This window comes from Methylobacterium sp. 1A, assembly GCF_058072805.1.
Genome location: NZ_JBYQVE010000001.1, coordinates 1,654,052 through 1,679,512 on the forward strand (window position 1 = coordinate 1,654,052; position 25,461 = coordinate 1,679,512).

Below are 25,461 nucleotides of genomic sequence, written 5' to 3' on the forward strand. Positions count from 1 at the left end.
CGCGATTCCTCCCCTCCGGACAGCCGCCCGGTTTCGCCGCCACGTTAGCGGCGCAGCGTCGGCGGCGCGAGGCACCGCGACCGCGTCAGATGGGCCGCGGAAGGACCGGTGCGCTCCCGTGTTACGGCCAAGCTATGACCGCCGCTCGCTTTTTCCGATCGGCCGTACTAAAGCACCTGTCCCTTTGCGTGTGCCGGGCTGCGCCCAAACTGCCCGGTTCGCGTTTTTGTCTGCCCCCTCGGGGCCGGGACGTGGCGCGGCCTGTGCGAAGAGCCGGGACCGCGCCTGAGCCCGTTCAGTCAGGGACCGCGCATGCCGACCATCGCCCTCGTCGACGACGACCGGAACATCCTCACCTCTGTGTCGATCGCGCTGGAGACCGAAGGCTACCGCATCCAGACCTACACGGACGGGGCCTCCGCGCTGGACGGTCTGCGCCACTCCCCGCCCGATCTCGCGATCTTCGACATCAAGATGCCGCGCATGGACGGGATGGAGCTTCTCCGACGCCTGCGGCAGAAATCTGACCTTCCCGTGATCTTTCTGACGTCGAAGGACGAGGAGATCGACGAGCTGTTCGGCCTCAAGATGGGCGCGGACGACTTCATCCATAAGCCGTTCTCGCAGCGCCTGCTGGTGGAGCGGGTGAAGGCGGTGCTCCGGCGCTTCGCCAAGGAGGCCCCCGGCAGCACGCCCCGCGGCGAGGCCGAGGTCGCGGCCCGGTCGCTCGAGCGCGGCGCGCTGATGATGGATCCCGAGCGGCACACCTGCACGTGGAAGGGCGAGCCGGTGACGCTGACGGTCACGGAGTTCCTGATCCTCCAGGCGCTCGCCCAGCGCCCCGGCGTCGTGAAGAGCCGCAACGCGCTCATGGACGCGGCCTACGACGACCAAGTCTACGTCGATGACCGGACCATCGACAGCCACATCAAGCGGTTGCGGAAGAAGTTCAAGGTCACCGACCAGAGCTTCGACATGATCGAGACGCTCTACGGCGTCGGCTACCGCTTCAAGGAGGCATGATCTCCAGGATCAGCCCCGTGGCCGCACGTACCCAGACCCAGACCGAGGATGCCCCGCCCCGCGCCTCCCTGGCCCAGACCCTGTCCCGACCGCTCGGCTGGCCCCGCGCCGTGTGGGAGGCGGTCGGCCAGCGCGCCTCGTCGAGCCTGACGCGCCGCATCGTCGTCCTCAACCTCGTCGGGCTGATCGCGCTCCTCGTCGGGTTCCTCTACCTCAACCAGTTCCGCCAGGGCCTGATCCAGGCCCGGATCCAGAGCCTCGCCATCCAGGGCGAGATCATCGCGGGGGCGATCGCCGCCTCGGCCTCGGTGGACACCGACACGATCCGCATCGATCCCGACAAGCTGCTCCAGCAGCAGGCCGGCGAGGCGGCGGAGGAGGAATCGCAGCCGCTCGCCTTCTCGCTGAACCCCGAGAAGGTGGCGCCGCTGCTGTCGCGCCTCGTGACGCCGACGGGCAACCGCGCCCGGGTCTACGACCAGGAGGGCGGCCTCCTGTTCGACACCCGCACCCTGTTCAAGCGCGGCGATGCCAGCCGGCCCGACCCGCTCGAGCCGAAGCCCCACAAGCCCGGCATCCTCGAATCCGCCTTCGAGGCGGTCCAGTCCAAGCTCGGCGGCCTGTTCCGCAGCCGGTCCGAGACCACCGAGGAGACGGGGCCGGTGAACGGGCACTCGCTCCGGGAGGTCCAGGCGGCGCTCGGCGGCAACCGCGGCAGCCTCGTGCGCCGGAACAAGCTCGGCGAGACCACCGTCTCGGTGGCGGTGCCGATCCACCGGGCGGGCTCGGTCCGCGGCGCCCTCCTGATCTCGACTCAGGGCGACGCCATCGACCGGGTCATCGCTTCGGAGCGGTTCGGTCTGCTGCAGGTCTTCCTCGTCGCCTCGGCGGTGATGGTGGTGCTCTCGTTCCTGCTGGCGGGTGCGATCGCGGGACCAGTCCGCCGCCTCGCGGAGGCCGCCGAGAAGGTCCGCATGGGTATCAAGACCCGCGAGGAGATCCCGGACTTTACCGAACGCACGGACGAGATCGGCCACCTGTCGGGCGCCCTGCGCGACATGACTCAGGCCCTCTACCGGCGAATCGACGCGATCGAGAGTTTTGCGGCGGATGTCAGCCACGAGTTGAAGAACCCGCTGACCTCGCTCCGCAGCGCGGTCGAGACACTGCCGCTCGCCAAGACCGACGAGTCCCGTGGCCGGCTGATGGCGATCATCCAGCACGACGTGAAGCGCCTCGACCGTCTGATCAGCGACATCGCCGACGCCTCGCGCCTCGACGCGGAGCTCGCCCGCGCCGAGGCCCGGCGCGTCGATCTCCGGCGGCTGCTCACCACCGTCGTGTCGGTCGCCAACGAGCGCCGGCGCCCGAAGGATTGCCTGATCCAGCTCGACGTCGAGGCGACGGGCTCGGAGCAGGACGCGCCGTTCACGATCATCGGCCACGACAGCCGGCTCGGGCAGGTGGTCAACAACCTCCTCGACAACGCCCGCTCGTTCTCGCCGACCGACGCGAAGGTCCGGGTCGTGCTGCGCCGCGTGCGCGGCGAGGTCGAGATGATCTGCGAGGACGAGGGACCTGGCATCCCGGAGCACGCCCTGGAGCGGATCTTCGAGCGCTTCTACACCGACCGGCCGGAGCAGGGTTTCGGCCAGAACTCCGGCCTCGGCCTGTCGATCTCCCGCCAGATCGTCCAGGCCCATCGCGGCACGATCCGCGCCGAGAACCGGCCCGGCGCCCCCGACGAGGACGGCGAGCCGACGGTGCGCGGCGCCCGCTTCATCGTGCGCCTGCCGGCGGCGCCGCGGCAGCTTCACGCCTGATGGTCACCCTGCACGGCGCCTGCGTCGCGCTGTGCGGGGCCGGGATCCTGATTCGGGGTCCCTCGGGTGCGGGCAAGTCGAGCCTCGCGCTCCTGCTCGCAGCCGCGCCGGACGGGTCCTTCGTGGCGGACGACCGGGTCGTCTGCGCGATTCGCGACGGGCGAATCACGGCCGGTCCCCATCCTGCGCTCGCCGGACGTGTCGAGGTCCGCGGCCAGGGGATCCTGCCGGCGGCCGATCTCGGCCTGGCGGTGCGGCCGGAGGCGGTGCTGCATCTCGCCGTCGACCTGGTGGAGACGGCACCGCGCCTGCCCGAGCCGCCGGAACCCGCCGACATCCTCGGCCTCGCCGTTCCGCGCCTCGTCCTCGATCGGGGTGCGCGGGCGGCCGGCATCGCACCGCTCCTGGTTCGTGCGGCGCTGCGAAAGCCGCGGCCGTGACTTCGCAGCCGCACAGGCGCCTCGATTCGCCCAAGACTGGTATCCCCCATGGCGCACACGCGGCGGCCGTGGCATGATCGCACCAATGTCCGGGCAAAAAAGTCGCGATCGCCTTGTGGGGGGCTGTGCGATGCACAACATGGCGGCACACACAGGACGTTGGAACACGTGTCGATGATTGGCATGGTGCTCGTCACCCACGGACTCCTGGCGACCGAGTTCAAGGCCGCGCTGGAGCACGTGGTCGGTCCACAGGATCAGATCGAAACGATCACGATCGGGCCGGAGGACGATATGGAGCTGCGACGCCGGGACATCATGTCCGCGGTCTGTCGCGTGAATACCGGGGACGGTGTGGTGGTGCTGACCGACATGTTCGGGGGCACGCCGTCGAACCTCGCGCTGTCCTGCATGAACGGCGGTTCGGTCGAGGTCGTGGCGGGGATCAACCTGCCGATGCTGATCAAGCTGGCCAGCGTCCGCGACGAGGAGAAGCTCGGCGACGCCGTGCTGCACGCGCAGGAAGCCGGCCGCAAATACATCAACGTCGCTTCGCGCGTCCTGGCGGGCAAGTAGTTCTCCGGGATCACGCTTCCAGGACAGCCGCCGGCGGAGCCGCGCGCCGCGCGCTCACGGTGATTCCCACCGATGCCGCGATCACCAGCGCGATCGCCAGCCACTGGACGGCGCTGATTCGCTCTCCCAGCAGGACCAGACCCGCGCAGGCCGCCACGGCGGGCTCCAGGCTCATCAGCACGCCGAAGCTCTTGCGGTCCAGGCGGCGCAGGGCGACCATCTCCAGCGAGTAGGGCAGGGCGCTCGACAGCAGCGCCACCGCGAAGCCGGCGATGAGGAGTCCGGGCGCGAGCAGGGCCGGTCCGGCCTCCGCCACGCCGAACGGCGCCACGACGAGGGCCGCCGTCAGCATGCCCAGGGACACGGCCTGGCCGCCGTCGATCCGCCCCGCGCGCTGCCCGAACAGGATGTAGAGCGCCCAGCACAGGGCCGCGCCGAGATCGAGGGCGACGCCGACCGGGTCGAGGCCGTCCGCGCCGGCGATCGGCAGCAGCAGCGCGAGCCCGGCCACCGCCACGCCGATCCACAGGAAATCCGAGCGGCGGCGCGACGCGATCAGCGCGACCGCCAGCGGCCCGACGAACTCGATGGCCACGGCCGGTCCGAGCGGCAGCCGTGCCAGCGCGAGGTAGAACAGGAGGTTCATCAGCCCGAGGGCCGTCCCGTAGAGGGCGATCCAGCCGGCCTCGCGTGCCGGGAGGCTGCGCCGCCAGGGCCGCCAGACGGCGATCAGGATCAGCGCCGAGAAGCCGACCCGGAGCGCCGAGGTCCCCGCCGCGCCGAGCGCCGGGAACAGGCTCTTGGCGAAGGTCGCGCCGCACTGGAGCGACACCATGCCGGTGACCAGCGCCGCCACGGACAGCACCGTATCGCCGAGGCCGAACCTGTTGCGTGACACGGGGACGACATTCCTGAGGACCGGGACCCGGCGCGGGCATAGCAGATGCCGGGGCCGCCGCGGCCCACGCTCGACCTCATGGCACACGCCATCCTCGCGCACGGCTCGCCGTCCTGGGCCAGCGGGGCGTCCGCCGGCCCGGCGTGATCCGTGACCGGCCCTTACAGGATGAAGCGGCTCAGATCCGCGTTCGAGGCCAGATCCTGCACCCGGTCGCGCACGTAGGCCGCGTCGATCGGGACCGTCTCGCCGGACCGATCGGTGGCGGTGAAGGAGACCTCGTCGATCACCCGCTCCAGCACCGTCTGGAGCCGGCGCGCGCCGATATTCTCCACCGACGAGTTCACCTCCACGGCGACCCGCGCGAGGGCGTCCACGGCGTCGTCGGAGAAGGTGAGGGTGACGCCCTCCGTCTCCATCAGCGCGACCGTCTGCTTGAGAAGGCTCGCCTCGGTGGCGGTCAGGATCTGCTTGAAATCGTCCACCGTCAGCGGCTGCAATTCCACCCGGATCGGCAGGCGGCCCTGCAACTCGGGGAGGAGGTCCGCCGGCTTCGAGACGTGGAAGGCGCCCGAGGCGATGAACAGCACGTGGTCGGTCTTCACCGGCCCGTGCTTGGTGGCGACGGTCGTGCCCTCGATCAGCGGCAGCAGGTCACGCTGCACGCCCTCGCGCGAGACGTCGCCGGACGAGCGGCCCTCGCGGGCGCAGATCTTGTCGATCTCGTCGAGGAAGACGATGCCGTTGTTCTCGACCTCGCGGATCGCCTCGCGGACGAGCGCCTCGTCGTCGACGAGCTTGTCGGATTCCTCGGCCATCAGCGGCGCGTAGGCGTCCCGCACCAGCACACGGCGCGGCTTGCCGCGCTGGCCGCCGAGCGCCTTGCCGAGCATGTCGCCGATGTTGATCGCGCCCATCGAGGCGCCCGGAACGCCGGGAATCTCGAACATCGGCATGCCCGCGGGGGCGCCGGAGGTCAGTTCCAGCTCCACTTCCTTGTCGTCGAGCTCGCTGTTGCGGAGCTTGCGCCGGAAGCTGTCGCGGGTGGCCTGGCTCGCCGTCGGGCCGACCAGCGCGTCGAGGATCCGGTTCTCGGCTGCCGCCTCGGCCTTGGCCTTGACGCCCTCGCGCTTGACCTGCCGCGTCAGGCCGATCGCCACCTCGACGAGGTCGCGGACGATCTGCTCGACGTCGCGGCCGACGTAGCCGACCTCGGTGAACTTGGTGGCCTCGACCTTCAGGAACGGCGCGTTGGCGAGCCGGGCGAGGCGGCGGGCGATCTCGGTCTTGCCGCAGCCGGTCGGCCCGATCATCAGGATGTTCTTGGGCGCGACCTCCTCGCGGAGCGGACCGGTCAGCTGCTGGCGCCGCCAGCGATTGCGCAGCGCGATCGCCACGGCGCGCTTGGCGTCGTGTTGCCCGACGATGAACCGATCGAGCTCGGACACGATCTCGCGGGGAGAGAACGTCGTCACCGCTTTGCCATCCCTGTTCCCGGCCCGAAAACGGCCCCGCGCCGGGAATGGGGTCGCGCGCGGCCCCGCGCAAGGGGCCACGCGTCGGCCGGTCGCCGCCTCAGTGCGCCGCCGGGACCGCCGCGGCGTCGCCCTTGTCGTGCCGGCCGAACCGCTCCAGCAGGGTCGCGCTGGCCTCGTTGAGGCCGATGACCGCCACGTCGCGGCCCCGGGCGCGGGCCTTGAGCACCACCCGGTCGAGGGCCGCAATGGCCGAGATGTCCCAGAAATGCGCCGCGTGGACGTCGATGACGAGGCGCTCGACCGGCTCCAGCACGTCGATCGCCTCCGAGAAAGTCCCCGCCGAGGCGAAGAACACCTGCCCGGTGACGGTGTAGGTCCGGGTGCGGCCGTCGGCCGAGAGGGCGGACGTGATCCGGTTGAGCCGGGCGACCTTGCCGGCGAAGAACACGCCGGACAGCAGCACGCCGACCAGCACGCCGATCGCGAGATCCTTGGTGGCGACCACGACCAGGACGGTCGCCAGCATCACCGCCGAGGAGGGCAGAGGGTTGGTGCGCAGCCGCAGCAGCGAGCGCCACGAGAAGGTGTTGATCGAGACCATGATCATCACGGCCGTCAGCGCCGCCACCGGCACGACGGCCAGCAGGTCCTGCAGTGCCACGAGGAGCACCAGCAGGAACGCGCCGGCCACGAGCGTCGAGAGGCGGCCGCGGGCGCCCGACGAGACGTTGATCACCGACTGGCCGATCATCGCGCAGCCGCCCATGCCGCCGAACAGGGCCGAGGTCATGTTGGCCACACCCTGGCCCATGCACTCGCGATTCTTGTCGCTGGCCGTGTCGGTCATGTCGTCGACGATCTGCGCCGTGAGCAGGCTCTCAAGCAGGCCGACCGCGGCGAGCGTCGCCGCGTAGGGCAGGAGGATCCGCAGGGTCTCGAGGGTGAGGGGCACGTCCGGCAGGGCGAAGCTCGGCAGCGTCGAGGGCAGGGCGCCGAGATGGGCGACCGTGCGCACGTCGAGGTGGAAGATCGCGGTGATCGCCGTCAGCACCGCGATGGCGACGAGCGGCGACGGGATCGCGCGGGTGATCCGCGGGAATCCGTAGATGATCGCAAGACCGAGGGCGATCAGCCCGTAAGTCGCCGGCGTGACCCCGGTGAGCTCGGGCAACTGCGCCAGGAAGATCAGGATCGCCAGCGCGTTGACGAAACCGGTCATCACCGATTGCGAGACGAACCGCATTAGCCGGCCCAGCCTGAGCAACCCGGCCAGGATCTGGATGACGCCCATCAGGATCGTGGCGGCGAAGAGGTACTGGACGCCGTGCTCGCGCACGAGGTCGACCATCACCACCGCGGTGGCGGCGGTGGCGGCCGAGACCATGGCCGGGCGACCGCCGGCGAAGGCGATGGTGCAGGCGATGACGACCGAGGCGTAGAGGCCGACCTTCGGGTCGACTCCGGCGATGACCGAGAAGCCGATGGCCTCTGGGATCAGCGCGAGGGCGACGACGATCCCCGACAGGGTGTCGCCGCGCAGGTTGGAGGTCCACGACCGGAGATATCCGGCGTTCCGGGCTGCGTGTGTTGACATCGATGAATCCGCACGAGCGGCGTGCCCGCGTCGCTGGCGGGTCAGAGCGCGTCTCGAATGCGTGGTCCGGCGGATTGGCGGCCGGAAGAGCCACCCGGGCTTTCACCGGGTCCTTGCGAATGCGCCGACCCTAGGGGCGCGCGCGCTGCAATGCAACAACGTGGCGGGAAACGCTCGGCGACGCTTCCGTCATCGCGGGTCCGGCTCTGCGGTTCCGAAATGACGGGCGCGTCGGTCCGGCCGCCTCAGGCCGCGCGGACCTGGGTCACGAAGCCCGCGACCTCGCCGCCGAGCCCGTTCGAGCGGCGCGCGATGTCGGCGGCGGCGTCGAGGACTTCCGCGGCGCTGGCGCCCGTCTCGCGGGCCGCGCCCAGGACCAGCGCCATCGTGTCTGTGACGGCGCGGGTGCCGCTGGCGGCTTCGGAGACGCTGCGGGCGATCTCCTGGGTCGCCAATTGCTGCTCCTCGACAGCGGCGGCCACGCCGAGGGCGATCCCGTGGACCTGCTCGATCGTGCCGCCGATCTCCTCGATCGCCGCGACGGCGTCGTGGGTCGCGGTCCGCATCGCGGCGATCTGCCCGGCGATCTCCTCGGTGGCCTTGGCGGTCTGCGTCGCGAGATCCTTCACCTCGGTTGCGACGACCGCGAAGCCGCGCCCGGCCTCGCCGGCCCGCGCCGCCTCGATCGTGGCGTTGAGCGCCAGCAGGTTGGTCTGCCCGGCGATGGTGGAGATGAGGGAGACGACCTGCCCGATCCCGTCGGCGCTGCGGGCGAGGGCCTGGACGCTCGCCCGGGTCCGCCGCGTCGCCTCGACGGCGCTCTCGGCGGCCGTCGAGGTCTGGGTCACCTGGACGCCGATCTCGCTGGCGGTGGCGGCGAGCTCCTCGGTGGCGGCGGCGACGGCCTCGACGTTGTGGGCCGTCGTCTCGGCGGCGCGGGTGACCGCCTGCGACTGCGTGCCGGCGTGCTCGGCGTTGCCCGCCATGGTCGCGGCGGCACGCTCCAGCCCGGCGGCGGCCCCGGCGAGGTGCTCGACGAGTCCGCCGATGCTGCCCTGGAACCGCTCGGCGAGCCCGGCCATCTCGGCGCGCTTGCGCGTCGCCGTGTCGGCCTCCAACCGCTGGTGCTCGTGCCGCAGGCCCTCGGCCTCCCGCATCGTGTCGCTGAAGACCTGCATGCTCGTCCAGATCGCGCCGATCTCGTCGCGTCCCGGCTTGACGGCGGGCAGGGTGTGGTCGCCGCGCGAGAGGCGCTGGATCGCGTCCGAGACCGCCCGCAGCGGCCGGGCGATCTGCCGCTGACCGATGAGCAGGCCGAGGGCGCAGCAGATCACGGTGCCGATCAGGGCGAGGCCGAGCAGGAGGACGGTGCGCGTCTCGAACAGGGCCTGGGTGTCGGCCTTGATCGCCGCCATCTCGCCCCGGCCCTGCTTCACCAGGGCGTCGATGCTGGCCTGGAAGGCCTTGCGGTTTGCCCGGTTGGCGTCGTTGAACCCGAGCTCCGCGGCCGCCTTGGGGCCGGTCGTGTCGCCCGCGTCCGCGAGGGCGCTGCGGAGGGCGCGGAACGCGTCGGCGTTGCGCACCATCGTCTCGAAGAGCGGCCGCTCGGCCTCGGTCACCCGCGGTGCCCAGTCGGCCCGCAGCGCGTCCATCTCGGCGAGACCCTTGCGGATCCCGGCGGTGTACTTCGCGGCTTCCGCGCGGTCGGCGGAGGCGTAGACGCCGCGCGAGTCCATGGTGACTTCGGCGGCGAGGCGGTTGAAGTTCGCGGCGTCGAGCGCCCGGATCGACGCGCTCTCGACGCTCGTCAGCGAGCGCTCGAAGCTCTTCAGCGTCGCGACGCTGACCCCTGCCACGACCAGCGTCGTCAGGCTGCAGGCGCCGACGAAGCTCAGGAGTTTTCCGCCGATTTTCATTGCTATCCGACCGTCGAGGCGCGATTGGCGTCAAAATGCCGGTTATTCGTCAAGACGTCGTAAACTGAGCTGATCCGGAATTATTTGTCACGCCTCTGAGCAGGGTCCTGATGAGGAAGGGGCGCGGCGGGCGCCGCGCCCGACCCGATCAGGCCGCCCGGACGGTGTCGAGGAAGCGGCTGACTTCCGCAGTCAGGTGCTCGGATTGCCGGGACAGCTCCGAGGCCGCGTCGAGGACCTGGCCGGCGGCGACGCCGGTCTCCTCGGCCGCGCCGGCGACGCCGGAGATGTTGCTCGTGACCTCGCCGGCGCCGACGGCCGCCTGCGCGACGTTGCGGACGATCTCCTGGGTCGCCGCACCCTGTTCCTCGACCGCGGCGGCGATCGAGGTGGCGACGCCGCTGATCTCGCGGATCCGGTCGGTGATGCCGGCGATCGACGTCACCGCCTGCCCGGTCGAGGCCTGGATCTGCGCGATCTGGCCGGAGATCTCGTGCGTCGCCTTGGCAGTCTGCTCGGCCAGGGCCTTCACCTCGGAGGCGACGACCGCGAAGCCCTTGCCGGCGGCCCCGGCGCGGGCCGCCTCGATGGTGGCGTTGAGGGCCAGAAGGTTGGTCTGGCCGGCGATGTTCGAGATCAACCCGACCACGTCGCCGATCCGCGACACGGAATTGCTCAGTTCCTGGACGAGCGCGCCGGTCTGATCGGCGTCGGAGACGGCCCGCTGCGCCAGATGCGCCGAGCCGTCCACCTGCCGGCCGATCTCCTGCACCGAGGAGCCGAGTTCCTCGGCCGCGGCCGCGACGGTGTTGACGTTGGAGGCGGCCTCCTCGGCGGCCGCCGCGACCGTGTTCGACTGGCTCGAGGTCTGGGACGCCGTCGCCGACATGGTCCGGGCGGTCGCCTGCAGCTCGGTGGCCGAGGACGAGACCATGCCGACGATGCCGCCGACCGCGCGATCGAAGCTGTCGGCGAGTTCGATCATGGTCCGGCGCCGCTCGGCCGCGGCGGCCGCGTCGGCGATCCGCTTCATCTCGGCCTCCTCGGCGGCCTTCTTGGCGACCATCGCCTTGATCCCGTCCACGGCACGCCCGACCGCGCCGATCTCGTCGCCGCGGGCGGCCTCCTTGATCTCGGCCTCGATCTCGCCGCGGGCCATGCGCTGCAGCACGGCCACGAGGCGGCCGAGGGGGCGGGTCAGCATGGCGAAGACGAGGAGGGCCAGCAGCCCCGCGATGACGACGCTGGCGACGCTGCCGAGCAGGCTCGCGAGGTAGGCGGCGCCGAAGGAGCGCGCCTGCTCGTCGCTTCGGGCGGCGAGGAGGTCGCGCTCCGCTTTCTCGGCCTCGCCGATCTTGGCGCGCAGGGCGTCCATGGACGCCTTGCCGGCGCCGCTCGCCTCGATCTGCCGGGCCTTGTCGAGATTGCCGGCCTCGACGAGGGCGATCTCCTTGGCGGCGATGTCGCTCGACCACGTCTCCGCCGAGCCGCGCACGGCCTCCAGGCGCGCCTGCTGGGCGGCGTTGTCGGCGGTGAGCGACTTGGCGCTCTCCAGGGACACCTTGAAGGACTTCTGGCCGGCGCGGAGCGGCTCCAGGAATTTCGGATCGCCCGCGATCAGGTAGCCGCGCAGGCCGGTCTCCTGATTGACCATCGCCTGCGTGAGGCCGTCGAGGGCGGAGATGACCTGATAGGAGTGCTCCGTGAGATGATTGACGCGCTCGATCGAAGACAGGTGACTGTATCCGATGGCGCTGATCCCCACCGTGACCGCCGCCAGGCTGCCGAATGCGGCAGTCAGCTTCGTTACGATCCGGACATCGTTGATCGAGCGCATAGTCAGTCCCCAGGGCCCCATTCGGGAATTCGGATTTGGTTCCCTGGCGGTTGTGATAAATTATACGCTGTAAATTTTGTCTTACAGCGGGCTGTATCGCCCGGATGAACCCGGTTGAACGGCGGTTGAAAACCTGCTGTCAGCAATCGAGCGTCGGTGATCGTCCCGCGCACTGTTGTCGTCGGCGAGTACAACCTGAGATAAGAGGCGCCGAGCCGGATTTCGTTGCGGCGCTACGATTCGTGCGCGGCTTCGAGGAAGGTTTGCAGGATGCGAAGACCGGCGCCGCAGCGTATTCGCCCGCGGCGCGTTTCGCGCGGAAGCTGTGATGACCCGCGTAGAGCCGGGCAGACCCCGCGCCGATGCGCGAGCGCCCGCGACGGGATCCCGGCGACACGGGCACACCGTGAGCGATCGAGCGCGCGGCGACGGCGGCGGAGCCGGCGAGCCCGGCTCCGCCCGGCCGGGTCTCAGGTATCCAGTGCCTCGATGACGAGGTTTCCGTTGGTGTAGACGCAGATCTCGGCGGCGATCGTCATGGCCCGCCGCACGATCGCCTCGGCGTCGAGGTCGCCGTCCTCCAGCGCGCGGGCGGCCGCCAGGGCGTAATTGCCGCCAGACCCGATGGCCATGACGCCGCTCTCGGGCTCCAGTACGTCGCCCGAGCCCGACAGGAGCAGGCTGACCTCGCGGTCGGCGACCAGCATCATCGCCTCGAGCCGGCGCAGGTAGCGGTCCGTCCGCCAATCCTTGGTGAGTTCCACGCAGGCCCGGGTCAGCTGACCGGGATACTGCTCCAGCTTGGCTTCGAGGCGCTCGAACAGCGTGAACGCGTCCGCGGTGGCGCCGGCGAAGCCGCCGATCACCGCACCCTTGGCGAGGCGCCGGACCTTGCGGGCGTTCCCCTTCACGATGGTCTGGCCGAGGCTGACCTGACCGTCGCCGCCGATGACGACGCGGCCGCCCTTGCGGACCATCAGGATCGTGGTCGCGTGCATCTGGGGAACGGCGCCCCGGTCATCGTACCTGAATGCGTCCTGGCTCAAGATTCGGCTCCGCTCTCGATCGCGCCGAGATGGGGAGCTTCGCCGGCCGAGTCCAGCCGGTGCCGGGATCGCGCGCCTACTCGGCGACCGCCTCGGGGCTGCGCGCCGGGCCGGCATCCTGCAGGATCGACTGCGCGGCGGCCTCGGCCAGGAGCGCGTAGCCGCGGTCGGCCATGTGCAGGCCGTCGGCGGCGAAGAGCTGCTTGGTCGTCAGCTTACCCTCGCGCACCCAGCCGTGCATCAGGTCGGCCCGGCGGATCACCGGCACGTCGAGCTCGTCGCCGATGCTGCGCACCGCGTCGCGGAAGCGCGAGGCGCCCGGCGTGGATTCGAGCTTCGGGCACCATTGCGGCTCCATCAGCACCACGTCGATGCCGGCGTCCCGGATCCGGCGGATCGCCGACACGGTGGCCTCGCGGAAATGGTCGAGCGACACGCCGCGCAGCGGGTCGTTGCTGCCCGTCTGCCAGATGACGAGCTGGGGCTCGGCCGCGATCACGTCGCGGTCGAGGCGCGCCAGCATGTCGTCGACGTGCTCGCCGCCGATGCCGCGGTTGATGACCGCCACGTCCATCCCGTGCAGCTTCTTGCGCAGGTCGATCTGCAGGCGGGCCGGGTAGGCGTTGGCCGGGGTCGACGCGCCCACGCCCTCCGTCGAGGACGACCCGAAGGCGACGATCTTGAGCGGGGCGCCGATGGCGATCTGGCGAGCGACGTGGGGCAGGTCCGGGCTGTCGCCCAGGTCGAACCCCAGCATGTCCAGGGATTCGGGCAGCAGGTCCGCGTAGGCGAGGACCGCCGTCGGAAGGACCAAGAGGGCGCCCAACAAGCCCAGGCGGCGCAGCATCCTGCGGGCGGGGAAGACAGTGTTCAGCGTCTTGGACACGGGACCGACGGCTCCGGCTCTCGTGAGCGGTAGATACAATCTGACACAGGGCCCTGAAAAGAGCGGTTCCGGGCAGAGTTTGAAAACGCACTGAATTCGTAACGCAAAATTAGGCATGATTGGGGAGGCGCGCCCTTGCCCGAGGATTCCCGGCAACATCGGCGCGGCGGGTCTACCTCAGCGACGTTGGCGTCGCGGCACCCGCACGCCCGACGCCGAGTCGGCATGAACCATGCAGAACAAACCCGACGCGTCTCCGACAGGGCGGCGGAGCGCGCGGTCGGGGCCGCGGCGCGTCCCCCGACCGGCCGCGGGGCTCCGTGAGCCGTCCCATGGTCGACCGCTTGCGCATCGCGATCCTCACGCACTCGACCGACCCGCGCGGCGGCGTGGTCCATGCTCTGGCTCTCGGGGAGGCCCTGGGCAGGCTCGGCCACGAGGCGGTGGTCCACGCGCCCGACCCGACCGGCGGCGGCTTCTTCCGCGCGGCGCAGTGTCCGGTGATCTCGGTCGCGGCCAAGCCGGTTGCGGGACCGGCCGCCGCCCTGGTCGGCGCCCGGATCGCCGACTACCTGGCGCATTTCTCGACGCCCGCCGCCTGCGACTTCGACGTCTTCCACGCCCAGTGCCGGATCAGCGGCAACGCGCTCGCCACCCTGACCCGGCGCCGCCTGATCCCGGGCTTCGTGCGCACGGTCCACCGGATCGACACGTTCACGGATCCGCGGCTCGCGCAGTGGGAGGAGCGGGCGATCCTCGATGCCGGGCGCCTGCTCTGCGTCAGCCGGACCTGGGCGGCGACGCTGGCGGCCGAGTACGGCGCCCGGGCCGACGTGGTCGGCACGGGCGTCGACGGGGCGGCCTTCACGCCCGATCCCGGGCCGGAGGACGACGCGCTCCGCCGCCGCCTCGGCCTCGGCGGCGGCCCGGTCTTCCTCAGCGTCGGCGGCTTCGAGGCGCGCAGGAACACGCTGGCGATCATCGAGGCCTTCGCGGCCCTGCGCCGGACCTGCCCCGACGCGCAACTCGTCGTGGCCGGCGGCGCGCCGCCCCTCGATCAGGCCGGCTACGAGGCCCGGTGCTGCGCCACGCTCGAGCGCGAGGGGCTCGAGGTCGGGCCCGGGCTGCCGGTGATCCGAACCGGCGCCGTCGCGCAGGCGGACATGCCGGGCCTCTACCGCCTCGCCGACACCCTGGTCTCTCCCTCCCTCGCGGAGAGCTACGGCCTGTGCGTTCTGGAGGCGATGGCCTGCGGAACGCCGGTGATCGTGTCGGGCCGGCCGCCCTTCACCGAGTACATCGCCCCCGGCGAAGCCCTGTCGGTGAACCCGGACGACACCGACGCCATCGCGTCGGCCATGCGGGCGAGCCTGGAGCCGAGCCGGCGGGCGCGGCTGCGCAATGCCGGCCGGGAGGTCGCCCGGGCCCATGTCTGGGACGCCTGCGCGGCGCGCCACCTGCCGACCTACGCGGAGCTCGCGCCCGGGGACGCGCCCTTGATGGCCGCGGCCACGGGGGCGGCGGCCTGGAACACGCTGCGGGTCCCGCGCGATGCCTGAGATGCGCTTCCATATCCGGTGGCCGGACGGGACCCGCGAGGCCTGCTACTCGCCGTCGCTGGTGATCAAGGACCACCTCGCGGTCGGGCAGGACTACCCGCTCGACGAGTTCGTCGCGCTGGCCCGGCTGGCCCTGGGCATCGCCAGCGAGCGCGTCCGTGCCCGCTACGGGTTCCCGTGCGGCCGCGCGCAGGCGCAGCTCGCCCGGATCGAGGAGGGCGCCCGCCGCCAGGAGCCCGGGACCGTCCACGTCGAGGCCTTCGAGGACTGATAAGGGCCCGCGGCTTCGCCGTGCGGCGAGGCGACGCGGCGCGCACGAGCGGCGCGCCGGGTTGTCCGCACGACCCACGGCGCGCGGAGGCCCAGGCGATGATGACCCGGATTGCGGCAGTGCTGGTGCTGGCCGCGTCACCCGCGGCGGCGCAGACGCGGCCGTCCACCACGGCGATGACCTGCCAGCAGACGATCCGCCTCATCCAGGCCCGCGGAGCGCTCGTCCTCGGGATTGGCGGCATGACCTACGATCGGTTCGTCCGTGACCGCTCGTTCTGCGAGCCCACCGAGATCGCGCGGCGCGCCTTTCGGCCGACCCGCGACAACCCGAACTGCCTGATCGGGTACACCTGCTACGAGCCCGGACGCGGCGACTGGTTGGGTGTGGACGACTAGCACCGTTCCCGATCGCGCTGCCGCGTTTCTCGAGCGTGGAAGAGGGGTGAAGTGCGGGGCGCCGGCGCAGCGAGCGCGCCGCGTCAGCCGGCGTCCGGGACCGCCCGACCGGGTTCGAGGGCGACGATCACCCGACGATCCCCGGCCCGGCGGGTGAATCCCGTGGCGTCGAGGTGCTCCAGCAGCGGGATCGAGAACTTGCGCGAGATTCCCAGGGTCGCGCCGGCCTCGCGGGCCAGGAATCCGGTCTCCGCCGTCCGCGCCGTCGGGAAGGCGTCGATCAGGCGGCTCTTGGCGGTGGCCACCGCTTCCCGGTGGAACAGCACGGCGCGGCGCTGCACCCGGTCGACGGCGCGGATCACCGTGCCGGCTCCCACGAGGTAGGTCAGCGCCTCGCGGCGGCGCACGTCCCGGCCGATGGCCTCGGCCTCGTCGGGCGGGCTGAGGCCGGCGCGGCGGAAGACCTGCTCTAGCCGGCGGGCGGCCTCGCTCTCGTTCCGCGCGGGGTCGAACTCGGCCCGTCGCCACAGGGCGCCCGCCTGGGCGACGCAGCCGGCCGCCGCGAGGTCGCGCAGGACCGCGCCGGTCACCGCCTCGGGCAGCGCCAGGGCGCGGGACAGGCGCTCCAGGGCGATGCCGTGCTCCATCGGGTAGTCGCGGTGATGGTGTGCCAGGGCGGCCAGCGTGCCGGTGCGCAGCGCTTCGAAGGCCGCGGCCCCGACGAAGCGGTCGCCGATCGCGCGGGCACCGTCTTCGGAGAGCGCCTGCCGGGCGCGGTCCGGCGCGATACCGGCGATCCGGGCGAGCTCGTTCAGCGGTGCCCCGGCCGCGCCGAGCTGCCCGAGGCGGACCGTGATCGACTCGGCGGGACCGCCCGCCGCTAGGGCGGCGAGGTCGGCCATGACCCGGGGATCGTGGCGCCGGCGGCGGCGGCTCGCCGGGTCGAGGATCCGGCCGCCCGCCACCGTGACGGAGGGCGAATCGAGCCGCAGCACGAAGGGCTCCCGCGCCGGCACCGCCACCGGCTCGCCGAGGTGGAGCTGCGCCTGGGTACTGGCGCCCGGCTCCAGGGCGTCGCGGTCGAGCAGCCGCAGCCGCGCCTCGACCTCTGTGGTGCCGAACAGCAGGCGGCAGGCCGTGCCGCCCGCCAGAGCATCCGGCAGACTCGCGGCCGCGGTGATCGCCACGTCGAGCCACGGGCTCTGCGCGAGCAGGCCCGGCAGCGACAGCGCCTGCCCACGGGCGATCTGGTCGAGGTCGATGCCGCGCAGGGCGACCGCCGTGCGGCGCCCCGGCTCGGCGCGCTCGACTGCGCGCCCGTGGATCTGCAGGCCGCGCACCGTGGCGGTGCGGCCGCCGGGGGCGATCTCGACGGTGTCGCCGACCGCGAGCGGCCCGCGTCGCAGCGTCCCGGTCACGACGGTGCCGAAGCCCGGCCGGGAGAAGACCCGGTCGACCGGAAGGTAGGGGAAGCCGTCGTCGCGGACCGGTTCCGTCTCCGCCACCAGCGCCGAGAGGGCGGCGGCGAGCTCCGGCAGGCCGTCGCCCGTCACGGTCGAGGTGGCGATGACCGGGCCGGCCTCGATCCCGGCCCGGGCGGCCGCTGCGGCGATCTCGGCGGCGCGCGCGGCCACGGTCTCGGGCGTCGCGAGGTCCGCCTTGGTCAGCGCCAGGACACCGCGGCGCACGCCAATGAGGGCGGCGATCTCGAGATGCTCCACCGTCTGCGGCTTGATGCCCTCGTGGGCGTCGACCGCCAGCAGAACGGCCCGCATGCCGGTGGCGCCGGAGATCATGGCGCGGACGAACCGCTCGTGGCCCGGCAGGTCGACGAGGTCGATCTCGCCCTGCGCGGCGGTCAGCAGCGCGAAGCCCGGCACGATGGACACGCCGCGGGCGCGCTCTTCCTTGAGCCGGTCGGTCTCGACGCCGGTGAGCGCGCGGACGAGCGCCGTCTTGCCGTGATCGACGTGCCCGATCACGCCGACGAGGAGTGTCTTCAAAGCAGCCACCGACCGCATCTTCTCCGCGGTGCCGCCGTCCACAAGGGGCGCACCGCTCGCTCGAAGGGGAATCCGCCGCGCCGGCGCGTCGCGGCGCCGTGTGCGCCTCCGGGCGGTCGGGGCCGGGGCTGCGAGGCAGATGGATTGTGGACAATTTGTCTTGCCACGCCGTGCCGTTTTGGGAAAGCGCGATTTTAACGCAGCGCAGCATCCATCCGCCGCGGGCGACCGGTCCCGTCCCAGCTTGACGACGGCGGCGCCGCCGCCTTTGCTGCCGCGGGTGCGTCGGACGGTCACGCCCCGATGCCGGTTCCGCGAGATGCGACGCAGGATGCGATGCAACCGGAGCCCATCCCTGGCTCGTTAGCCGGGGCAGGCGACGAAGAGGAGCGTATGAGCGACACCGATAGCCACGCCGCGGCGGAGCCCCGCGAGGTCGAGCTGAAGCTCGACTGCGCCGGGCCGGATCTGACGGCGCTCGCGTCCCATCCCCGGTTGAAGGACGCGTCGGCGACCGAGCCCGAATCCCTGGTGACGACCTACTACGACACGCCCGATCGCGCGCTCCGGAAGAACGGCCTGACCCTGCGCGTCCGCGCCAAGGGCGACCGCCATATCCAGACCGTGAAGGCCGGGAGCGGCGGCGTCGGCCTGTTCGACCGGGCCGAGTGGGAGAGCGAGATCGCCGGGCAGGCGCCGGAGCCCGCGGCCTGGGCCGACACGGCCGCCGGGCCGGTCCTGCGCGAGGCCGACGCGCCGCTGGAGCGGCTGTTCGCCACCGTGGTGCAGCGCCGGGAGGTCCCGGTCGCGCAGGGCGAGTCCCGCGTGCTCGTGACCCTCGACGAGGGCCGTGTCGAGAAAGACTCGGGCGTCGCGCCGCTCTGCGAAGTCGAGCTGGAACTCCAGTCCGGCGATCCGGCTGACCTGTTCGCGCTGGCGCGGGAGCTGGCCGAGACCGTGCCGCTGCGCCTCGGCGTGAAAGCCAAGAGCGCGGTCGGCTACGCGCTCCTCGACGGGATCGAGCCCGGCGTCGTGAAGGCCGAGCCCGTGGATCTGCCCGAGGGCGCGAGCGCCGGGGAGGTCTTCCGCCGGGTGGCGCGCGTCTGCCTGCGCCACATGCGCCTCAACGAGACCGCCTTCCTGGAAGGCGGCCGCCCGCCCGAGGCGCTCCACCAGATCCGCGTCTCCCTGCGCCGCCTGCGCTCGGCGCTGTCGCTGTTCGGGCCCATGCTGGAGAGCGATCCCCGGGCGGCCGGCTTCAACGACGAGATCAAGCGCGTCACCGAGCCCTTCGGCCACGCCCGCAACCTCGACGTATTTCTGAGCGACACGCTGCCGGATCTCGCGGAACAGCGCCCCGACGAGCCCGGCCTGGACGCCCTGCGCGCGCGCGCCGAGGCGGAGCGCGCCACCGCGTACGACGCGGTCTCGGAGACCCTCGAGAGCCCGCAATGGCGCGCGCTCGTCATCGACTTCGCCGGCTGGGTCGAGGCGGGCTCCTGGGCCGCCGGCCCCGACGCGGCCGTCGACGGGCGCCACTTCGCCGCGCAGGTGCTCGACAAGGCGCGCGCGCGCCTCAAGAAGCGCGGGCGCGGCCTCCGGCACCTCGATCCGCACACGCGGCACCGGGCGCGGATCGCCGCCAAGAAGCTCCGCTACGGCGCGGAGTTCTTCGCCGGTCTCTACCGGAAGAAGAAGGCTGTCCGCCGGCAGGAGAAGTTCGGCGCCGCGCTCTCCGACCTGCAGGACCATCTCGGAGCGCTCAACGATCTGGAGACGGCCCGGACGATGACCGAGAGCCTGTCGGGACCACCGATGCCGGGTCCCGACGATCCGGGGGCACAGAAATTGCTCGACGCGGCCGCGGACGCACGGTCCGAGCTCCTCGACGTCAAGCCCTTCTGGCGCTGAGGCTTCTCGCGCTGCCGGCCCGGTCGGAACCCGGCCGGTGCGGCGGCGTTCGCCGGACGCGGATCGGCCCGTCCGGGGCAGGGAGCGCGGATGGCCCACGCCTACAGGTTCGGCATCGAGGAGGAGTTCTTCCTGGCCGATGCGCGCACGCGCGGCACGCCGCGGGCCGGACTACGGGCCTTCCACGCCGCCGTGCGGGCCCGCCTCGACGACGCTGAGCGCGAGCAGCTCCAGTGCCAGGTTGAGGTGGCCTCGCCGCCGACCGCCGATCTCGCCGAGGCGCGGGGGCATCTCGCGGATCTGCGCGGCAGCCTCGCGGCGATCGGCGCCGAGCGCGGGATCCTGACCTTCGCCGCGGGCACGCATCCGATCGCCCGGTGGCGCGACCAGCGCCCCACCGACAAGGCCCGCTACCACGGGATCATGGCCGACCTCCGGATGCTCGGCCGGCGCAACCTCGTCTGCGGCCTTCACGTCCACGTGGAGGTCCCGGACCCCGAGGCGCGGATCGGGCTGATCAACCGGCTGCTGCCCTACCTGCCGGTCTTGCTCGCGCTCTCCACCGGCTCGCCGTTCTGGCAGGGGCAGCAGACCGGCCTCGCCGGCTACCGGATGCGCGCCTACGCCGAGCTGCCGCGCACGGGCGTGCCCGAGCTGTTCGCGAGTGCCGACGACTACGCCCGCTACGTCGACGTGATGACCCGCTCGGGCGCCATCGCGGATGCCAGCTATCTCTGGTGGCACGTGCGCGCGTCGCTGAAATATCCGACCCTCGAACTGCGGGTCGCCGACAGCTGCACGCGCCTCGACGACGCGCTGTGCATCGCCGCGCTGTTCCGCTGCCTCGTGCGCCGGGTGGTCCGGGATAAGCGGCTCAATGCCGGCCTGACCGCCGCCTCCCGCGGCTTCGTCATGGAGAATCTCTGGCGGGCCGAGTGCGACGGCGTGCGCGCGACGCTCATCGACGAGGCGCAGGTCCGGACGGTGCCGGTCTCCGCGCTGGTCGAGACCCTCCTCGCCGACATCGCCGAGGATGCCGAGGCGCTGGGCTGCGCCGCCGCCTGCGGGCACGCGGCGCGGATCGTGGCGGAGGGGACCAGCGCCGACCGGCAGATGGGCGTGTTCGCGGCCGCGCGCCGGTCGGGCGCGCGAGAGCGCGCGGCTCTGTCGGCGGTGGTCGATCATCTCGCGGCGGAGACCGCCGCCGGCTCGAGGTCCGGGCCTGGGGGGCACCCGAACATCGCTCCGGCGGCGTGACGACGGGCGCGGAACCGGCTGAGGGGGGATCGTCGAGGCCGCGTTCCGTCGGCCGCGCTCGAGGACGCGGTCGGCCGTATGAGTCGCATGGCCATGTTGCCGAAGGATGTCTGGCCGCCGGTACCGCGCGCCTTTATGGCCGGTCGCGCGGCGACGGGTTCCCTCCGTGCCGTCCTCTGCTATCCCTCGCGTCCCAGCAGCCACCCCGACTCCGCGGCCGACCCTCCGGAATGAGCCTCCTGCGCGACCTCTTCGGCCATGTCGGCCGTACCGTGACGGCCTATGCCGGCGACAAGGCGTTGATGCTCGCGGCGGTCTCGGCCGCCGCCAACGTCATCGTGGCCGACGGCGAGGTCGCGGGCCCCGAATTCGACGCCGCCCTGCATGGCCTGAAGGCCGACCCGGTCCTGATGAAGGGCTACGACGCGCTCATGCTGGAGACGGAGCTCTACGAGGGCATCGCCCGGGCTCGCACCCGCCTCGGCCGGGCCGAGAACCTGCGCAACGTCGCGGCGGTCGCCGAGCGGCCCGCGGCCCAGCGCGAGAACGTCTTCCTGATCGCCGCGGACGTCGCCGACCAGGACGGGATCAGCAACATCGAGGCGGGCGCTCTCGGCGAGATCGCCGTCGCCCTCCGGGTCGACGCGATCGCGCTGCTGCGCGCCAACCCGGTGCGGCGCCCGCTGGCCTGACCGGCCCGGTTGGCACCGCGGTTGCTCTCGGGTGCGCGTGATGGGAGCGCTGCCAAGTCGGCCGCGCCCGCCTATAACGTCAGCGTCGCACGGCGACCCGCCGTGAAAGGAACCGGCATGGCCGAGATGAGCCTCAGCAAGACCCACAACCTGCGCGCCGACGGAGCGCGCCTCTGGGCGACGATCCTGGAGACCGCGGAATTCGGCGGCACGCCGGCCGGCGGCATCAACCGCCTGACGCTCTCGGCCGAGGACGGCCAGGTCCGCGACTGGTTCCGGGAGGCCTGCGAGGCGGCCGGGCTCACCGTGTCGGTCGACGCACTCGGCACGCAGTACGCCCTGCGGCCGGGCCGCGACATGGGCCGCAAGCCGATCGCCTTCGGCTCGCACCTCGACACTCAGCCGACCGGCGGCAAGTTCGACGGGGTCCTCGGCGTGCTGGCGGGGCTCGAGGTGATGCGCAGCCTGAACGATGCCGGCATCGAGACCGAGGCGCCGCTCCTCGTGGTCAACTGGACCAACGAGGAGGGCTCGCGCTTCGCCCCCGCCATGATGGCCTCGGCGGCCTACGCGGGCGACTTCACCACGGACGAGATCCTGGCCAAGCGCGACGCCGCCGGCACCACGGTGGCGGAGGCCCTCGACGCCATCGGCTACCGCGGGGTGGAGGCCGTCGGCACACGGGAGATCGGCGCCTTCGTCGAGTTGCACATCGAGCAGGGACCGATCCTGGAGGCCGAGGGCAAGACCATCGGCGTGGTCGAGGGCGGCCAGGGCATCATGTGGTTCGACGGCGTGATCACCGGCTTCGAGAGCCACGCCGGGACGACGCCGATGCCGCGCCGCCGCGACGCGCTGCTCGCGCTCTCGGAATTCGCCCTGGCCGCCGAGCGGATCGCGCTGAGCCACGCGCCCACCGCGGTGGCGACGATCGGCGAGGCCGCGATCCTGGCGCCCTCCCGCAACGTCGTGCCGGGCCGGGTCGCCTTCACGGTGGACGTGCGCGATCCGCGCTCCGAGACCCTCGACGCGATGGAGGCGGCGCTCGGCGAGGCGGCCGCCGAGATCGCGGCGCGGCGCCATCTGGAGATCGCGCTGACCCGGATCTGGCGGAAGGAGCCGGTGCCGTTCGACCCCGCGATCGTGGCGGCGATCGACGCGTCCGCCGAGAGCCTGGGGCATCCGCGCCGCCGGATCATCTCGGGTGCCGGCCACGACGCCTGCAACCTCGCCGCGAAGGTCCCGGCGGCGATGATCTTCGTGCCGTGCAAGGACGGCGTCAGCCACAACGAGTCGGAATCGGCCACGCAGGCCGACTGCGCCGCCGGCGCCGACGTCCTGCTGCAGACGGTGCTCCGCCTCGCCAACGCGCCGCGCGCCTGAGGCTTCCCGCCGGGACGGCGCCCGTCGTCCCGGCGCCGGGCGCGCCGCACCGCCCGCGCGGAGGTGTACCGCGGCGGAAAATCCCGTAAGGACCGCTCCATGAGCGCGCGATCCTACCGCGACGCCAGGGGCCGGCCGCTCGTCGCGGTCACCGGCATCGGCGTCGTCTCCTCCCTCGGTCAGGGACAGGCCGACACGTGGGCGGCCATGACCGAGGGCCGGTCGGGCATCCACGCGATCGCGCGGTTCCCGACCGACACGCTGCGCACCCGCATCGCCGGGACGGTGGACTTCCTCGACACCGATCCGCTCGTCGCGCCGCTCCTGTCCGAGCGGTTCGCCGCCGTCGCCGCCGAGGAGGCGGTGGCGCAGGCCGGGATCGGCGCCAGGGGCGATTTCCCGGGCGCCCTGTTCATCGCGGTCCCGCCGGTCGAGATGGAGTGGCCGCAGCGGCAGGCCCTGGCCGAGGCCGCGGGCGGCGACGGCCCGGTCGACTACGCCGGCCTCCTGCGGGCGGCGGCGACGCGCCGCTTCGATCCCTGGCACGACCTGTTCATCTTCGGCACGGTCGCCGATCGCATCGCCGACTGCTTCGGCACGAAGGGCTCGCCGATCTCGCTCTCGACCGCCTGCTCGTCGGGGGCCACGGCGATCCAGCTCGGCGTCGAGGCGATCCGGCGCGGCGAGACCGCGGCGGCGCTCTGCATCGGCACGGACGGCTCGGTGAACCCGGAATCGCTGATCCGCTTCTCGCTGCTCTCGGCGCTCTCGACCCGCAACGACGAGCCCGCGACCGCCTCGAAGCCGTTCTCGAAGGACCGGGACGGGTTCGTCATGGGCGAGGGCGCGGCCGCCCTGGTGCTCGAGGACGCCGAGGCCGCCGTCGCGCGCGGCGCCGCGATCCTCGGCTACGTCCTCGGCTGCGGCGAGAAGGGCGACGGCTTCCACCGCACCCGGTCCAGCCCCGACGGCGCGCCGATCATCGCGGCGATCCGGGCGAGCCTGGACGATGCCGGTGTGGCGGCCGAGGCGATCGACACGGTGAACGCGCACGGCACCTCGACGCCGGAGAACGACAAGATGGAGGCCCTGGGCCTCGCGGCGGTGTTCGGCGACCGCGCGGCCGCCCTGCCGGTCACCTCCAACAAGTCGATGATCGGCCACACCCTCACGGCGGCCGGCGCCATCGAGGCGGCGGTCTCGCTGCTGACCATCCGCCACGGCCGCATCCCGCCGACCATCAACCACCGCGTGCCGGACCCGACCATCGCCCTCGACATCGTGGAAACCGCCCGCGATCTGCCGGTGCGGACCGTGCTGTCGAACTCGTTCGGCTTCGGCGGTCAGAACACCTGCCTGGTCCTCGGCGCGGAGCCCGCGTGAGCGCCGCCGACACCCCGCGCCGGGTCCTCGTGACCGGCGGCGCGTCCGGCATCGGCGCCGCGATCGTCCGCGCGCTGGCGGGATCCGGCCTCGGCGTCGACTTCACCTACCGCGCCTCGGCCGAGGCCGCCCAGGCGCTGCTGGTCGAATTGCGGGCCACCTACCCGGACCGGCCCTTCGCGGCCCATCCCCTCGACCTCGCCGACCGGGCCGCGCTGGACACCTTCTGCGAGACCGCCGAGGCCGCGGGCTACTACGGCCTCGTCCACAATGCCGGCCAGTCCTGCGACGCCCTCGCGGCGATGCTCGATCAGGAGCGCGCCGAGGCCGCCATGCAGGTCAACTTCTTCTCGCTGACGCGCCTCGCCAAGGCGCTCGTGCGGGAGATGACCCGGGCGCGCGCGGGCCGCATCGTGGCGATCGGTTCCGTGGCCGCCCTGCGGGCCAATGCCGGCAACGCCGCCTACGCGGCGACCAAGGGCGCGCTCATCGCCTATTGCCGCACCCTGGCGATCGAGACGGCCAAGCGCGGCGTGACCGTCAACGTCATCGCCCCGGGCTTCGTCGACACCGCCATGATGGAGCGCTACGCCGCCTACCGCGACGGGATGGAGCGCCAGATTCCCGCCGGCCGCTTCGGGCGGCCCGAGGATGTCGCGGCGCTGGCGGCCTTTCTGATGGGCGAAGGGGCATCCTACCTCACCGGGACCGTGCTGCCCGTCGATGGCGGCCTGACCGCCATGATGGGTGTCCACCGGACCTGACGGTGGCGCCGCCGAACCGGACGATTCTGCCGATGCGCGCCAGCCTCGCCCTCACCGCCGCCCTCTGCGGCGCGGCTCTCCTGGCCCCGGGCCATGCCCGGGCGGAGCCGCAGGTCTACCGGATCTCCGGCCTGCCGCCGGGCGAGCCGCTCAGCATCCGCGCCGAGCCGGACCCGTCCGCCGAGCAGATCGGCGAGATCCGCAGCCGCGCCCTGGTCTTCGGCTGCACCAACGACACGCCGAGCCGCACCACGTGGTGCCGGGTGAAGGCCGGACGCGCCCTCGGATGGGCGCGGCGGCGCTACCTGGCGCCGGAGTGACGA

Annotated in this window: 22 protein-coding genes and 1 other annotated feature; of the genes, 14 read left to right on the forward strand and 8 right to left on the reverse strand. The window is 72.3% G+C overall.

Translation table 11 applies throughout. The features are described from left to right. Positions 1 to 312: 312 nt before the first annotated feature. From ACX9MN_RS08125 to ACX9MN_RS08140, 4 genes are all read left to right on the forward strand, one after another. Positions 313 to 1,023, forward strand: a complete 711-nt coding sequence (locus ACX9MN_RS08125) for a response regulator transcription factor (protein ID WP_020094607.1) — start codon at positions 313 to 315, stop codon at positions 1,021 to 1,023. A gap of 17 nt (positions 1,024 to 1,040) precedes the next feature. Next, a complete protein-coding gene (locus tag ACX9MN_RS08130) occupies positions 1,041 to 2,846 on the forward strand; it encodes a sensor histidine kinase (protein WP_020094606.1) in 1,806 nt (601 codons plus the stop codon). Next, the gene (locus tag ACX9MN_RS08135) at positions 2,846 to 3,286 is read left to right on the forward strand and encodes an HPr kinase/phosphorylase (RefSeq protein ID WP_489724153.1); all 441 of its coding nucleotides are present in this window, start codon (positions 2,846 to 2,848) and stop codon (positions 3,284 to 3,286) included. The genes ACX9MN_RS08130 and ACX9MN_RS08135 overlap by 1 nt, the downstream gene beginning before the upstream one ends. 174 nt (positions 3,287 to 3,460) lie before the next feature. Beyond that, complete coding sequence (locus tag ACX9MN_RS08140) at positions 3,461 to 3,862, forward strand: PTS sugar transporter subunit IIA (protein WP_010682249.1); 402 nt, start codon at positions 3,461 to 3,463, stop codon at positions 3,860 to 3,862. Positions 3,863 to 3,872: 10 nt separating this feature from the next. On the opposite strand, the gene ACX9MN_RS08145 is transcribed toward ACX9MN_RS08140, so the two are convergent. The 7 genes from ACX9MN_RS08145 to ACX9MN_RS08175 form a co-directional block, all read right to left on the reverse strand. After that, on the reverse strand, positions 3,873 to 4,760 hold the full coding sequence (locus ACX9MN_RS08145; RefSeq protein ID WP_020094603.1) for an EamA family transporter: 888 nt from the start codon (positions 4,758 to 4,760) through the stop codon (positions 3,873 to 3,875). Between the two features lie 161 nt (positions 4,761 to 4,921). Further along, the gene (gene hslU, locus ACX9MN_RS08150; protein WP_091680751.1) at positions 4,922 to 6,235 is read right to left on the reverse strand and encodes an ATP-dependent protease ATPase subunit HslU; all 1,314 of its coding nucleotides are present in this window, start codon (positions 6,233 to 6,235) and stop codon (positions 4,922 to 4,924) included. A gap of 100 nt (positions 6,236 to 6,335) precedes the next feature. Then, positions 6,336 to 7,832 carry a SulP family inorganic anion transporter gene (locus ACX9MN_RS08155; protein ID WP_091680749.1) on the reverse strand — a complete coding sequence of 499 codons (1,497 nt, stop codon included), beginning with the start codon at positions 7,830 to 7,832 and terminating at the stop codon, positions 6,336 to 6,338. A 60-nt stretch (positions 7,833 to 7,892) separates the two neighbouring features. Then, positions 7,893 to 7,948, reverse strand: a sequence feature (sul1 is cis-regulatory element that is thought to sense ions involved in sulfur or methionine metabolism; They are found in Alphaproteobacteria). 129 nt (positions 7,949 to 8,077) lie between these two features. After that, positions 8,078 to 9,748, reverse strand: a complete 1,671-nt coding sequence (locus ACX9MN_RS08160; RefSeq protein ID WP_489724154.1) for a methyl-accepting chemotaxis protein — start codon at positions 9,746 to 9,748, stop codon at positions 8,078 to 8,080. 148 nt (positions 9,749 to 9,896) lie between these two features. Continuing rightward, positions 9,897 to 11,585 (reverse strand): methyl-accepting chemotaxis protein, encoded by a 1,689-nt coding sequence (locus ACX9MN_RS08165; protein WP_331299853.1) that lies wholly within the window; start codon positions 11,583 to 11,585, stop codon positions 9,897 to 9,899. A 470-nt stretch (positions 11,586 to 12,055) separates the two neighbouring features. After that, entirely contained in the window at positions 12,056 to 12,583 is a 528-nt protein-coding gene (gene hslV / locus ACX9MN_RS08170) for an ATP-dependent protease subunit HslV (protein WP_020094598.1), read from the reverse strand. 124 nt (positions 12,584 to 12,707) lie between these two features. After that, positions 12,708 to 13,517, reverse strand: a complete 810-nt coding sequence (locus ACX9MN_RS08175; RefSeq protein ID WP_489724155.1) for an SGNH/GDSL hydrolase family protein — start codon at positions 13,515 to 13,517, stop codon at positions 12,708 to 12,710. A gap of 332 nt (positions 13,518 to 13,849) precedes the next feature. Here ACX9MN_RS08175 and ACX9MN_RS08180 point away from each other — a divergent pair, with 332 nt between their 5' ends. The 3 genes from ACX9MN_RS08180 (at position 13,850) to ACX9MN_RS08190 (ending at position 15,745) form a co-directional block, all read left to right on the forward strand. Beyond that, positions 13,850 to 15,076, forward strand: coding sequence for an MSMEG_0565 family glycosyltransferase (locus tag ACX9MN_RS08180; RefSeq protein WP_489724156.1), 1,227 nt, complete (start codon positions 13,850 to 13,852; stop codon positions 15,074 to 15,076). Next, entirely contained in the window at positions 15,069 to 15,347 is a 279-nt protein-coding gene (locus tag ACX9MN_RS08185) for an MSMEG_0570 family nitrogen starvation response protein (RefSeq protein WP_489724157.1), read from the forward strand. Before ACX9MN_RS08180 ends, ACX9MN_RS08185 begins: the two co-directional genes overlap by 8 nt. 98 nt (positions 15,348 to 15,445) lie before the next feature. Further along, entirely contained in the window at positions 15,446 to 15,745 is a 300-nt protein-coding gene (locus ACX9MN_RS08190; RefSeq protein ID WP_489724158.1) for a hypothetical protein, read from the forward strand. A gap of 83 nt (positions 15,746 to 15,828) precedes the next feature. On the opposite strand, the gene selB is transcribed toward ACX9MN_RS08190, so the two are convergent. Further along, positions 15,829 to 17,766 (reverse strand): selenocysteine-specific translation elongation factor, encoded by a 1,938-nt coding sequence (gene selB / locus ACX9MN_RS08195; RefSeq protein ID WP_489724159.1) that lies wholly within the window; start codon positions 17,764 to 17,766, stop codon positions 15,829 to 15,831. 375 nt (positions 17,767 to 18,141) lie between these two features. Here selB and ACX9MN_RS08200 point away from each other — a divergent pair, with 375 nt between their 5' ends. The 7 genes from ACX9MN_RS08200 (at position 18,142) to ACX9MN_RS08230 (ending at position 25,458) form a co-directional block, all read left to right on the forward strand. Further along, on the forward strand, positions 18,142 to 19,659 hold the full coding sequence (locus tag ACX9MN_RS08200; protein ID WP_489724160.1) for a CYTH and CHAD domain-containing protein: 1,518 nt from the start codon (positions 18,142 to 18,144) through the stop codon (positions 19,657 to 19,659). A 90-nt stretch (positions 19,660 to 19,749) separates the two neighbouring features. Then, positions 19,750 to 20,916 carry a carboxylate-amine ligase gene (locus ACX9MN_RS08205; RefSeq protein WP_489724161.1) on the forward strand — a complete coding sequence of 389 codons (1,167 nt, stop codon included), beginning with the start codon at positions 19,750 to 19,752 and terminating at the stop codon, positions 20,914 to 20,916. A gap of 230 nt (positions 20,917 to 21,146) precedes the next feature. Further along, on the forward strand, positions 21,147 to 21,608 hold the full coding sequence (locus ACX9MN_RS08210) for a tellurite resistance TerB family protein (protein ID WP_489724162.1): 462 nt from the start codon (positions 21,147 to 21,149) through the stop codon (positions 21,606 to 21,608). A gap of 117 nt (positions 21,609 to 21,725) precedes the next feature. Beyond that, a complete protein-coding gene (locus tag ACX9MN_RS08215) occupies positions 21,726 to 22,991 on the forward strand; it encodes a Zn-dependent hydrolase (protein WP_419545634.1) in 1,266 nt (421 codons plus the stop codon). A 99-nt stretch (positions 22,992 to 23,090) separates the two neighbouring features. Beyond that, positions 23,091 to 24,374: a beta-ketoacyl-ACP synthase gene (locus ACX9MN_RS08220; protein WP_489724163.1), complete on the forward strand. Its 1,284-nt coding sequence runs from the start codon at positions 23,091 to 23,093 to the stop codon at positions 24,372 to 24,374. Next, positions 24,371 to 25,138: an SDR family oxidoreductase gene (locus tag ACX9MN_RS08225; protein WP_489724164.1), complete on the forward strand. Its 768-nt coding sequence runs from the start codon at positions 24,371 to 24,373 to the stop codon at positions 25,136 to 25,138. Before ACX9MN_RS08220 ends, ACX9MN_RS08225 begins: the two co-directional genes overlap by 4 nt. 32 nt (positions 25,139 to 25,170) lie before the next feature. Next, positions 25,171 to 25,458 carry an SH3 domain-containing protein gene (locus tag ACX9MN_RS08230; protein ID WP_482958387.1) on the forward strand — a complete coding sequence of 96 codons (288 nt, stop codon included), beginning with the start codon at positions 25,171 to 25,173 and terminating at the stop codon, positions 25,456 to 25,458. The last annotated feature ends 3 nt before the right edge of the window (positions 25,459 to 25,461 follow it).